Origin of the sequence: Rhodoferax aquaticus (genome assembly GCF_006974105.1) — a bacterium.
Taxonomy (GTDB): domain Bacteria; phylum Pseudomonadota; class Gammaproteobacteria; order Burkholderiales; family Burkholderiaceae_C; genus Allorhodoferax; species Allorhodoferax aquaticus_A.
On sequence record NZ_CP036282.1, the window covers coordinates 4,210,193 to 4,221,815 of the forward strand.

At 57.3% G+C, this 11,623-nt stretch carries 8 protein-coding genes; 5 read left to right on the forward strand and 3 right to left on the reverse strand.

Annotated features, from left to right (window positions below; translation table 11 throughout):
- Positions 1-14: 14 nt before the first annotated feature.
- From EXZ61_RS21950 to EXZ61_RS19400, 3 genes are all read right to left on the reverse strand, one after another.
- A complete protein-coding gene (locus tag EXZ61_RS21950) occupies positions 15-1,268 on the reverse strand; it encodes a hypothetical protein (protein ID WP_168224828.1) in 1,254 nt (417 codons plus the stop codon).
- Positions 1,269-1,846: 578 nt separating this feature from the next.
- Positions 1,847-3,352, reverse strand: coding sequence for an HlyD family type I secretion periplasmic adaptor subunit (locus EXZ61_RS19395; protein WP_142813512.1), 1,506 nt, complete (start codon positions 3,350-3,352; stop codon positions 1,847-1,849).
- Complete coding sequence (locus EXZ61_RS19400) at positions 3,349-5,571, reverse strand: type I secretion system permease/ATPase (protein WP_142813515.1); 2,223 nt, start codon at positions 5,569-5,571, stop codon at positions 3,349-3,351. Before EXZ61_RS19400 ends, EXZ61_RS19395 begins: the two co-directional genes overlap by 4 nt.
- A 289-nt stretch (positions 5,572-5,860) precedes the next feature.
- On the opposite strand from EXZ61_RS19400, the gene EXZ61_RS19405 reads away from it, so the two are divergent.
- From EXZ61_RS19405 to EXZ61_RS19425, 5 genes are read left to right on the forward strand one after another with little or no spacing between them, the layout of a single operon-like run.
- On the forward strand, positions 5,861-8,215 hold the full coding sequence (locus tag EXZ61_RS19405) for a bifunctional salicylyl-CoA 5-hydroxylase/oxidoreductase (protein ID WP_142813517.1): 2,355 nt from the start codon (positions 5,861-5,863) through the stop codon (positions 8,213-8,215).
- 5 nt (positions 8,216-8,220) lie between these two features.
- On the forward strand, positions 8,221-9,000 hold the full coding sequence (locus tag EXZ61_RS19410) for an SDR family NAD(P)-dependent oxidoreductase (protein WP_142813519.1): 780 nt from the start codon (positions 8,221-8,223) through the stop codon (positions 8,998-9,000).
- On the forward strand, positions 8,997-9,530 hold the full coding sequence (locus EXZ61_RS19415; RefSeq protein WP_142813521.1) for a MarR family winged helix-turn-helix transcriptional regulator: 534 nt from the start codon (positions 8,997-8,999) through the stop codon (positions 9,528-9,530). Before EXZ61_RS19410 ends, EXZ61_RS19415 begins: the two co-directional genes overlap by 4 nt.
- Positions 9,527-10,393: an enoyl-CoA hydratase family protein gene (locus EXZ61_RS19420; RefSeq protein ID WP_142813524.1), complete on the forward strand. Its 867-nt coding sequence runs from the start codon at positions 9,527-9,529 to the stop codon at positions 10,391-10,393. Before EXZ61_RS19415 ends, EXZ61_RS19420 begins: the two co-directional genes overlap by 4 nt.
- Positions 10,394-10,411: 18 nt before the next feature.
- The gene (locus EXZ61_RS19425; RefSeq protein ID WP_142813526.1) at positions 10,412-11,590 is read left to right on the forward strand and encodes an acyl-CoA dehydrogenase family protein; all 1,179 of its coding nucleotides are present in this window, start codon (positions 10,412-10,414) and stop codon (positions 11,588-11,590) included.
- Positions 11,591-11,623: the final 33 nt, after the last annotated feature.

Genomic DNA, 11,623 nt, shown 5'->3' on the forward strand with positions numbered 1-11,623 from the left:
GCGCCTCGGTCTGGTCATTCGCAAAAAGCGTGAATACTTTGACTTGTTGCAAGATAGCTTGTCTTCTGGAACCAGCTTGCACCGCACGTATATTGGTGCCGGAGAATGCGGCGAAAAAAACCTGACTTTGCGCAATGCAATTTGCTTTGCAGGAGGCTTTGCCGACGAAGCGTCCTAGTTGATGAACTCAGCATGGCCTTCGCTTCATAGCCAAATCGGCCGCTACCAGCCGTGGTACTTAAGAAACCAGCTACATATTTAGTAGCGCCATCTTCTCTCAAACCTCCCATCACCCCGCTAGTCTGCATCGCACTGGTATTGCCCCAGCTTTGAATCACCGCGTCCAAGTTGGCCATCTGCTGGTCGCGCGTGGTGTCTTGCGCAAACTGGGTCAGCTTGGCTTGCAGTGCTGCGGCCTGTGAGTTGCCCAGGCTCAATGCCGGGCGCAGGTCGCGCACCAAACCGCTGCCTTGCATTTGGGGCAGGGCTTTGGCTGCGTCTGTGAGCGCGGGGTCATCGGTGAACTGGCGGTAAAAGTTGTTGTTGGCCAGTAGCAAGCTGCCTGCAAGTTGGGCGGTGCCTGCGTTGCCATTGGTGCCGCTTGTGGTGGTGAAGCTGCCGGCAAAGGTTTGGGTGTTGTTTCCACCCAAGTCCACATTGCTGGCCGTGCCTGCCACGTTGATGCTGGCTACGCCCAAGTCTGCAAAGGTAAAGAGTTCGTTGGCTTGGCTGATGCCGTCTTGGTTGGCGTCTTTCCACAGTTTGACGCTGGCAAATGCGGCGTCATTCGCATCAAACTTGCCGTCGCCATTGCTGTCCAGGTCGGCCAAGGCTTCAAAGCCGTGGGCGGCGGTCTGGCCTGCTTTGGGGCCACGGGTGAGGATGGTGTTGTCGCCAAAGAGTTCGCGCCCGGAGTCGATTTTTCCATTGCCGTTGATGTCTCGCACCACAATGGCTTCGCCCGATGCGATCCAGCCGGTGGCGGTTTGGATGCCGTCGCCGTCTTGGTCGAAGAGGATGGGGGCAGCAGGGTTGATGCCGCTGGTTTTGATGCCACCGCCGTCGAGGTCTAGGACCAAGGGGTCGCGGCGGGGGGCTACCCAGTTGAGGGCACTGGTTGTATAACCGTTGACATCGCCCATGATGTTGTAGTCGATGTCGTTGATACCATTTTGTTCTTTTATAAAGGTTTTAATAGCGTCAATATCTTCATCACTAATGTGATCGTCAATAGTTTTTACCGCCGCAACACCAATACTGCCAATCATTGCTCCTAGATAAAATGAAGCGGATAACGCTCCAACAATTGCGAGTTTTTCAGTCAACAACCCAGCCCCGATCAATTCGCCAACAGTTACCTGAGCCCCATATTTCTCAACGAGACCAGCAAGAGTAGATGCAATCCCCGTAATTGAAATTGCATTTCCATAAATACTTTCTGGTGCTGGAAGTCCCAACGCTTGCATGTTTTCTGTAAAGTGGCTCCCGAAATTAGACATAATTTCACCTTTGCTTTTTAATAAAGTTTACTGCTTCTTTAAGGCTTGATTTTTCAGCTGATCTATAGCAAATTAATGCTAAATAGTAGTTGCCAGATGTCGCAAGTTTTATTGCCCAATCTTTGCTCTCCATCCCTTTTTGCGGATACTCTCCCCTGTTTGTTTTTAATTTAATTAATATTATTTTTGCAATCGTTGATATTGCGATGAAGATTATTAAAAATAGAACTACGTATGCGTATATCATTTTTTGAAAGTTAAGTTAATCATTGAAATAAGTAGAGCCCAGTTCGCAATAGATTATTTATTGGCTGTAGTTTGCATATTGCCAATAAATATGTTATTTACTACCTCTCCCTCAAACTCTCCCGCCCAGCCCGTTCAATCGGACTAGCCAGAAACTCAATAATCCGCCGCCTACCCGTCTTGATCTCCGCCGTCACATTCATGCCGGGGCTTAAGGGAACGCGCTTGCCATCAATCAGCATGCTGCCCTTGGCCAGCGTCAGGGTTGCGGGGTAGTAGCTGCCTTTTTTCTCATCGGTAACGGCATCTGCTGTGACAGTCTGAACGGTGGCTTGGACCGTGCCGTACTTGGTATAGCTAAAGGTCTCCAGCTTGACCTCTGCCGCTTGGCCTTGGTTCACAAAGCCAATGTCTTGGTTGGCAATAGACACTTCCGCTGTGACCTCGGTGCTATCGGGCACGATGACCATCAGGGCTTGGGCGCTGGTAACAACACCACCCACGGAGTGAATCGCCAGTTGTTGCACCACACCGTCTACCGGGGCTGTAAGTTGGGTTTGCTTTTGTCGCTGGGCGGCTTTGCGTTGGTCAGCGCCCAACTGGCCTAGTTTTGTGCTGGCTTGGGCGTTGCGGTCACTCAAGGTGCGTTGGGTTTCGGCTTGGTAGGCGGCTTTGGCTTGGCGGGATTCATTGAAGCCCGCTTGGGCTTCAATGAGTTTGGCGCGTTGGGTGGCCAAGTCACGTTCTTGCTCAATGCGGTCTTTGGTTTTGTCTTGGGTGGCGTGGCCACTGATAAAACCTTGGTCTACCAGTTTGGTGTAGTCCGCCTCACGGCTTTGAGCTAAAGGCAGAGTAGCTTCCAGTTTCGCAATTGCCGCTTTGACCGTCGCTATCTCGGCTGTCTTGCGCTTGGCTTCTGCATCCAGCTTGCCCAGCTTGGCACTGATGTCTTGCCATTCGGCAATCAGTTGGTTCTTGGTTGGTACATCAGTCCCCAACGCAGTGGTGACTTGCGCAAGCTGCTTGGTGTTTTGTAAAAGAGCCAAGAGAGCTTGCGTGCGTGTGGCTTCGCTTTGGGCTGCGTGCAATTGTTCTTGCACGCTGGCTTGATCTGCATTGGCCATAGCCGCATCTAGCTCGACCAAGACTTGTCCCGCTTTCACATGGTCTCCATCTTTGACCCGCACGGCTTTGACCACGCTGGCTTCTAGCGGTTGGATGACCTTGGTGCGGTCTGAGACGATGATGCGCCCAGGTGCCACCGCCACGATGTCCACCTCACCCACGATAGCCCACACCAGTGCAATAACAAACAGGACCATCATGGTCCAAGCAATGCGCCTAGGTGCTGGATGCACCAGGGTTTCTTGCAAACTCAGGGCTGCGGGTAAGAAGGCTGCTTCATCTGCCAAACGGGCGGGGCCAGCCAGTTCAGTGCGATGTGCCCAAGCCAGTTGAAACACCGCTTTGTAGCGATTGATGAGTTCAAGCGTTGGGTGGATTTGTGGGCTTGGGGGCGCTGGCGTACTGGATGGAGTTTGTGGCGCAGTTGTTGTGCCTTGACCTTCCGCCTCAGTTGCTTGGCCTGCGGTGCTGACTTGGCTCATGCCTTGGCTCCATGTGCCGCTAGTGCGCCTTGGGCACCTTGCGGACCATCTGTCTCCAGCTGTCCACCGTCTTGCATGTTCCACAGGTAGGCATACATGCCTTGGGGCTTTTTGAGCAAGGTGTCGTGGTTGCCACTCTCCAAGATCTTGCCTTTTTCCATCACGATGATGGTGTTGGCTTGGCGCACGGCACTGAGGCGGTGGGCAATGATCAGTACGGTGCGGCCTTGGCATATGTGGGCCATGTTCTTTTGGATGATGGCCTCGGACTCATAGTCCAATGCACTGGTGGCTTCATCCAAGATCAGAATGCGCGGGTTGGTAAACAAAGCCCTGGCAATGGCGATGCGCTGGCGTTGGCCACCACTTAAAGCCCCACCTTGTTCACCGACCAAGGTGTCATAGCCTTCGGGCAGCTCGCTAATGAAAGCATGGGCACCGGCCATCTCAGCTACCCGCATGACAGCCTCAATGGGGGCTGCAGGGTCTGCAATGGCGATGTTCTCGCGCACAGAGCGGTTAAAGAGCAGGTTTTCTTGCAAGACCACACCGACTTGGCGGCGCAACTGAGCCGCATCGATCAAGCTGATGTCGATACCGTCGACCAACAAGCGCCCAGCCTCTGGGCTGTACAGGCGCTGCACCAGCTTGGTGAGTGTGCTTTTACCGGAGCCAGAACGACCTACGATGCCTATGACTTGGCCCGGCTGGATGTCTAGGCTCACTCCATTGAGTACGGGAGCGGCTTCTGGGCGGTAGCGGAAGGTGACCGCGTCTAAGGTGATGCGGCCTTTGATGGGGGGAAGTTGCGCGGCACTGGTGGGTGGTACTTCGGTGCGGGTGTTCAGGATGTCGCCCAAGCGCGCAACAGAAATACCCGTTTGCTGAAAGTCCGTCCATAACTGCGCCATGCGCATGATGGGTTGAGATACACGGCCAGCAAACATATTGAAGGCTACGAACTGACCTACGGTGAGTTCGTTGTCCATCACCAAGTGAGCCCCGTACCAGAGTGTGGCTGCGTTGACGAGTTTGCCTATGAGGTTGATACCTTCATTGGCTACGCTGGCAAGGTTCTGTGTACGAAAGCTGGCAGAGACGTAGGCAGCGAGTTGGTTGTCCCAGCGCTTGGCAAAGGATGGCTCTAAGGCACTGGCTTTGACGGTTTGGATACCGGTAACGGTTTCCACCAGCATGGCTTGGTTTTCTGCACTGCGGGCGAACTTGACGTCTAAGCGGGCACGCAGAATAGGAATGACGCTCAAGCTCAAGCCAAAGTACAGGGGTAGGCTCACCAGCACGATGAGGGTCAGAGGCACGCTGTAAAACAGCATGACCGCAATGAACACCAGACTGAAGAAAACATCTAACACCACGGTGATGGCGTTACCTGTGAGAAAGCTCCGGATGTTTTCTAACTCACGTACACGGGCGATGGAGTCCCCAACCCGGCGGGCTTGGAAGTAGGCCAAAGGCAGTTGCACTAAGTGGCGAAACAACCGGGCTCCTAGCTCCACATCAATGCGGCTGGTGGTGTGGCTAAACACATAGGAGCGCAAGGCGTTGAGCACACTCTCAAACACCACAACGACCACCAAGCCGATCACCAGCACGTCCAAGGTGGTCATGCCTTTGTGCACCAAGACTTTGTCCATCACCACCTGAAAGAACAAGGGTGACACCAAGCCAAAGAGCTGCAGCATGAAGCTAATCAGCAGCACCTCGCCCAAGAGCTTGCGGTACTTGATGAGACTGGGGATAAACCAAGTGAAGTCAAACTTGGCCAAGGTGCCTGCCAAGGCTGCACGGCTGGTGATGAGGATCAGCTCACCCGTCCAGTGTTGGGCAAAGACTTCTACGGGTTCGATCGTGGGGCGGCTTGCGGCCCCTGCTGGTGCTGTAGAACCAGCACCAGTGTCTTGGAACAGAACTCGCTTGCCGTCACTCTGGGCCAAGATGACCACGCGCAAGCTGCCGTCTTCAGTGCGCATGAGTGCCAGCGCGGGCAAGGGAGTGAGGGAGAGTCGCTCGACAGTAGTAACAGTGCGCTTGGCTTTAAGGCCCAAAGACTGTGCTGCACGCAACAGGTCTTCCACCGTGGGGGCATCGCTTTCTGACAAGCCCAACTGGTGGGCCAGTGTGGCGGGGTCAGCGGCAACCTGATGGAAACGCGCGATGGCGCACAGGGCACTTAAGGGTGCTTGGGCTTTTTCTGTCACTGTCTGAGATTGCTCTGTTTATGCTGCATACCAACGAATTGCAGGTATTCCAATTTGACTATTGGTCTACAGCATATAGCGAAAAACTATGGGACCCGCAGCCACACTCATCCACACAATGGAATTTCAGAACGTTTCAGGAATTTGTATCGGTGGAGCCGGAAAGCTGCATCGCTTATGACCCACAAGCCGCAGCCAACTTAGCGAAAACACCTAGCTGCAAATTACTTGACATCTAAAGGTTTAGGTCTAAACTAATTGCAAGATCCCACCCACAGCTGGAGTTGCAATGAATATCGTCTGCATTGGCGGAGGCCCTTCTGGCCTGTACTTCGCGCTTTTGATGAAGCGCCACAACCCCTCCCACGACATCACGGTGGTGGAGCGCAACAAACCGTATGACACCTTTGGCTGGGGCGTTGTGTTCTCCGATGCCACGATGGACAACATGCGCCAGTGGGACCCCGAGACTGCGGCTGAGATTCAGCAAGCGTTTAACCACTGGGACGATATTGAGCTGGGCTTTAAGGGCGAGACCATTCGCTCTGGCGGCCACGGTTTTGTGGGCATTGGCCGCAAAAAGCTGCTCAACATCTTGCAAGACCGCTGCGTGCAACTGGGCGTGAAGCTGGTGTTTGAAGTCGACGCCGAGTCAGACTTGCAGTACCCAGATGCCGACTTGGTCATTGCCAGCGATGGTATTAACTCCCGCATCCGCAGCCGCTACGAAGCCGTGTTCAAACCCGATGTGGTGGTGCGCCCCAACCGCTTCATTTGGTTGGGTACCCATAAGCTGTATGACGCATTCACCTTCTTGTTTGAGAAAACCGAGCACGGCTGGTTCCAAGCGCACATCTACAAGTTTGACGAAAACACCACCACCTTTATTGTGGAATGCCCCGAGCATGTGTGGCTGGCGCACGGCCTGGACAAGGCCGACCAAGAACAATCCATCGCTTTCTGTGAGAAGGTATTTGCCGACAACTTACAAGGCGCCAAGCTCATGACCAACGCGCGCCATTTGCGCGGCTCGGCATGGCTGAACTTCCAGCGCGTGAAGTGCGAAGAGTGGTCCCACTTTAACGGCCGCAGCCATGTGGTGCTGATGGGCGACGCCGTACACACCGCGCACTTTGCCATTGGCTCGGGCACCAAGTTGGCTATTGAAGACGCCATTGAACTCACCCGCCAGTTCATTGAGCTGGGCGACAGTGCAGAGCAAATTCCTAAAGTGCTAGCCCGCTACCAAGCGCTGCGCAATGTAGATGTGCTGCGTTTGCAAAACGCGGCTTGGAATGCGATGGAGTGGTTTGAGGTGTGCGGTGAGCGCTACTGCGACCAGCTGGAAGCGCCGCAATTCATGTACTCCATGCTCACCCGCAGCCAACGCATCAGCCACGAAAACCTGCGCTTGCGCGATGCCAAATGGCTGGGCGGCTTTGAGTCCTGGTTTGCCAAGCGTGCGGGCATGCACATTGCCGATGGCAAGGCGGCCCCACCGCCCATGTTTACCCCCTACACCGTGCGTGGCCTCACACTCAAAAACCGCGTCGTCGTGTCGCCCATGGCGCAGTACTCTGCAGTAGACGGCGTGGCGGGTGACTACCACTTGGTGCACCTGGGCGCACGCGCCATGGGTGGTGCGGCCATGGTGTTTGCCGAGATGACCTGCGTGAGCCCTGAAGGCCGCATCACCCCCGGCTGCCCCGGTATGTATGCACCAGCCCACACCGTGGCGTGGAAGCGCATAGTGGATTGGGTGCACGCCAATACCGACGCCAAGTTCGCCATGCAAATTGGCCACGCAGGCGCAAAAGCGTCGACCCGCTTGGCGTGGGAAGGCATCGACAAACCCTTGGCGTCAGGCAACTGGCCTTTGCTGTCGGCCTCCGAGCAGCAGTACCTGCCCGGTGTGAGCCAAACCGCCAAAGCCATGACGCAAGCAGACATGGACCTGGTGCTGGCCCAGTTTGTCACCAGCACCAAGGCAGCGGCTGAGATTGGCGTGGACTGGCTGGAGCTGCACTGCGCACACGGCTACTTGCTCTCCAGCTTTATCTCGCCACTCACCAACCAGCGCACCGACCAATATGGCGGCAGCTTAGAAAACCGCCTGCGCTTCCCACTGCAGGTGTTTACCGCCGTGCGCGCGGCCTGGCCCGCAGACCGCCCCATGTCGGTACGTATTTCTGCGCACGACTGGGTGGAAGGCGGCATCACCCCGAGCGACGCGGTAGAAGTCGCCCGCGCCTTCAAGGCCGCTGGTGCAGACCTGATTGACTGCTCGTCCGGCCAGGTGAGCAAGCAAGAAAAGCCGGTGTATGGCCGTATGTTCCAAACCCCGTTTGCAGACCGCATCCGCCAAGAGGCTGGCATTGCCACCATTGCGGTGGGCGCGATCAGCGAGGCAGACCATGTGAACAGCATTATTTCTGCTGGCCGCGCCGACCTGTGCGCAGTGGCCCGCCCCCACTTGGCCAACCCCGCATGGACCATGACCGAAGCCGCCAAGATTGGCTACACCGGCTTGGCCTGGCCTAAGCAATATGTGTCCGGCAAAGGGCAGATGGAAGCCAACTTCCAGCGTGAAAAAGCCCAAGCAGCCTTGGCAGCGCAGTCCCCTGTGCGCGCAGCAGAAGCGTGAACAGCATGCCCAACTCACGCACCCTAGAAGGCAAGCACGCCCTGGTAACCGGCGGTGGGCGCGGCATTGGTGCCGCCATTGCCCGCCAACTGGTCGCTGCCGGTGCGCATGTCACCGTGCTGGGCCGCAGGCTGGACGTGGTGCAAGCCCTCGCCGATGAACTGCCTGAGCAAGTGCATGCTGTGGCGGCAGATGTGGCAAATGCCGAACAGGTTCATGCAGCGTTTGAAGCTGCACGGGCACGGTTTGGTGCCATCTCCATCTTGGTGAACAACGCGGGCCAAGCGCACAGCGCGCCCTTTCTCAAAACCGATGCCGCGCTGTGGAACCAGATGCTGAGCGTGAACCTCACGGGCAGCTTTTTGTGCACCCAAGCAGCGCTGCCCGATATGGTGCAAGCGCGCTGGGGCCGCATAGTGAATGTAGCCAGCACCGCTGGGCTTGCGGGCTACGCCTATGTGGCGGCCTACTGCGCGGCCAAACATGGCGTGATTGGCATGACACGTGCATTGGCTCTGGAAGTGGCTAAGAAGGGCATCACCGTGAACGCGGTCTGCCCCGGCTACACCGAGACCGATATTTTGAAAGACAGCATTGCCAACGTGATGGCCAAGACCGGACGCACCGAAGCCCAGGCACGCGAAGAGTTCACCGCAGGTAACCCCCAAGGGCGCTTGGTGCAGCCCGATGAAGTGGCCGATGCGGTGCTCTGGCTCTGCGCGACTAGCGCGGCGTCCATCACAGGGCAGTCGATTGCCGTTTGCGGCGGAGAGGTAATGGTATGAAGGCAGACCCCAGTCGCACGCTGCTCAATGAGGCCGATGAGCTAGGCCACGAGGCCCGCTCAGACCGCAAAGACCATGCGGCGCTCAAGCTGTGGCTGCGCATGCTCTCCTGCACCACACAGATCGAAGACGAGATTCGCCGCCGCCTGCGCAGCCGCTTTGACATCTCGCTGCCACGCTTTGACTACATGGCCCAGCTGTACCGCCAGCCCGACGGGCTGAAGATGAGCGAGCTGTCACGCTTTTTGATGGTGACCGGCGGCAACGTCACGGGCGTCACCGACGAACTGGAGCGCGAAGGCATGGTGTCCCGCTCCAACAGCCCTACCGACCGCCGCTCGTGGATTGTTTGCTTGACGCCCCAAGGCCGCGAGACCTTTGAAGCCATGGCCCAAGAGCATGAGCAGTGGATTTTGGAGCTGTTCTCCGGCATGGACGCCAGCACCGTACAACACCTTTACAGCCAGCTTGGCGCCCTGCGCGTGCAGCTGGTGCGCAAGCAAGAACAAAACCTCAAGGACAGCAAATGAGCGAGACCACCGCCCACAAAGAACTCGACCCCGCCTTGGCCGCTGGCAACCACAAGTTGCTCGCTGGCTATGTGGCCCAACATTTTCAATGGCAGTGTGTGGATGGCGTAGCCACCATCACCCTGAACCGCCCAGAGCGCAAAAACCCGCTGACGTTTGACTCGTATGTGGAATTGCGTGACCTGTTTGGCCAACTGAAATACGCGCAAGACGTGCACGCGGTGGTGGTGACCGGCGCTGGCAGCAATTTTTGCTCGGGCGGTGATGTGCATGAAATCATTGGCCCGCTGATCAACTTGCCTGCACCTGAACTGTTGATGTTCACGCGCATGACCGGTGATTTGGTTCGGGCCATGCGTGCGTGCCCTCAGCCCATCATCAGCGCGATTGACGGCGTGTGCGCCGGTGCAGGTGCCATCATTGCCATGGCCTCCGACATGCGTTTGGGCACCGCCCGCAGCAAAACCGCGTTCTTGTTCAACCGCGTAGGCCTTGCCGGCTGCGACATGGGCGCGTGCGCCATTCTGCCGCGCATCATTGGGCAAGGGCGCGCCAGTGAATGGCTGTTTACCGGTCGCTCGATTGGTGGCGAAGAGGCGGAGCGCAGCGGCTTTTTCAACCGCCTGTGCGACCCGGAAAACGTGCTGGACGCCGCAGTAGCGCTTGCGCGTGACCTGCGCGCCGGCCCCACCTTTGCCAATGGCATGACCAAGACCATGTTGCACCAAGAGTGGTCTATGTCAGTGGACCAAGCCATTGAAGCCGAAGCGCAAGCCCAAGCCATTTGCATGCTGACCCAAGACTACAAGCGTGCCTATGACGCTTTTGTGGTGAAGCAACGCCCTGTGTTCCAAGGCAACTAACCCTAGAACGAGCGAACCATGAGTGACACCAACTACCTCAGCTGGCCGTTCTTTGAAGGCCACCACGACACCCTGGCCCGCACCCTGGATGCTTGGGCCACCAGCCACATTTCCCAAGCGCATGGGCACGATGTGGATGCCGAATGCAAAGCCCTGGTCAAAACCCTGGGCGCAGCGGGCTGGTTGAAGTACGCCGTGGGCGGCAGCGCCTATGGGGGTGCCAGCGATGTCATCGACACCCGCAGTATTTGCCTGATCCGTGAAACCTTGGCCCGCCATTCCGGCCTGGCCGACTTCGCCTTTGCCATGCAAGGCTTGGGCAGTGGTGCCATCAGCTTGGCGGGCACCGAAGACCAAAAGCAAGGTTACTTGGGCCGGGTGGCACGCGGCGAAGCGATTGCAGCGTTTGCACTGAGCGAGCCCGATGCGGGCTCCGATGTGGCGGCGATGCAGTGCAGCGCGCGGGTGGAGGGCGACTATGCCATTTTGAACGGCAGCAAAACCTGGATTTCCAACGGAGGCATTGCCGACTTTTACGTGGTGTTTGCCCGCAGCGGTGAAGCGCCCGGTGCACGCGGCATTAGCGCCTTCATTGTGGACAGCAACACACCCGGCTTTGAGATTGCCGAGCGCATTGATGTGATTGCTCCGCACCCCTTGGCTACCTTGCGCTTTACCGAATGCCGCATTCCTTTGAGCCAGCGCGTGGGCGCAGGCGGCGAAGGCTTTAAGGTGGCGATGCGCACCCTGGACGTGTTTCGCACCTCGGTGGCGGCGGCCTCTTTGGGCTTTGCGCGCCGCGCCATGGACGAAGCGCTGCACCGCGCTAGCACCCGCAAGATGTTCAACCAAACGCTGGCCGACTTCCAGCTCACCCAAGCCAAGCTCGCTCAAATGGCCACCACCATCGACAGCAGCGCTTTGCTCACCTACCGTGCTGCTTGGCAGCGCGACCAAGGCAAGTCGGTGACGCGTGAGGCAGCCATGGCCAAGATGAGTGCCACCGAGGGCGCGCAACAAGTCATTGACGCTGCGGTGCAGATTTGGGGCGGCATGGGGGTGGTCAGCGGACACATCGTTGAGCGCCTGTACCGCGAGATCCGCTCGCTGCGCATTTACGAAGGTGCCACCGAAGTACAGCAACTCATCATCGCGCGCGAGTTGCTCAAAGACACGCCTGCGCCGCGGCTTTCCTAAGCACCGTATTGCACTCGCCCCACCTCATCCCTG

What these genes read in the sequence shown, in the direction of transcription:
- EXZ61_RS21950 (WP_168224828.1), bottom strand. Translation starts at nt 1,268, where the DNA reads ATGATTGGCAGTATTGGTGTTGCGGCGGTAAAAACTATTGACGATCAC.
- EXZ61_RS19395 (WP_142813512.1), bottom strand. Translation starts at nt 3,352, where the DNA reads ATGAGCCAAGTCAGCACCGCAGGCCAAGCAACTGAGGCGGAAGGTCAA.
- EXZ61_RS19405 (WP_142813517.1), top strand. Translation starts at nt 5,861, where the DNA reads ATGAATATCGTCTGCATTGGCGGAGGCCCTTCTGGCCTGTACTTCGCG.
- EXZ61_RS19410 (WP_142813519.1), top strand. Translation starts at nt 8,221, where the DNA reads ATGCCCAACTCACGCACCCTAGAAGGCAAGCACGCCCTGGTAACCGGC.
- EXZ61_RS19415 (WP_142813521.1), top strand. Translation starts at nt 8,997, where the DNA reads ATGAAGGCAGACCCCAGTCGCACGCTGCTCAATGAGGCCGATGAGCTA.
- EXZ61_RS19420 (WP_142813524.1), top strand. Translation starts at nt 9,527, where the DNA reads ATGAGCGAGACCACCGCCCACAAAGAACTCGACCCCGCCTTGGCCGCT.
- EXZ61_RS19425 (WP_142813526.1), top strand. Translation starts at nt 10,412, where the DNA reads ATGAGTGACACCAACTACCTCAGCTGGCCGTTCTTTGAAGGCCACCAC.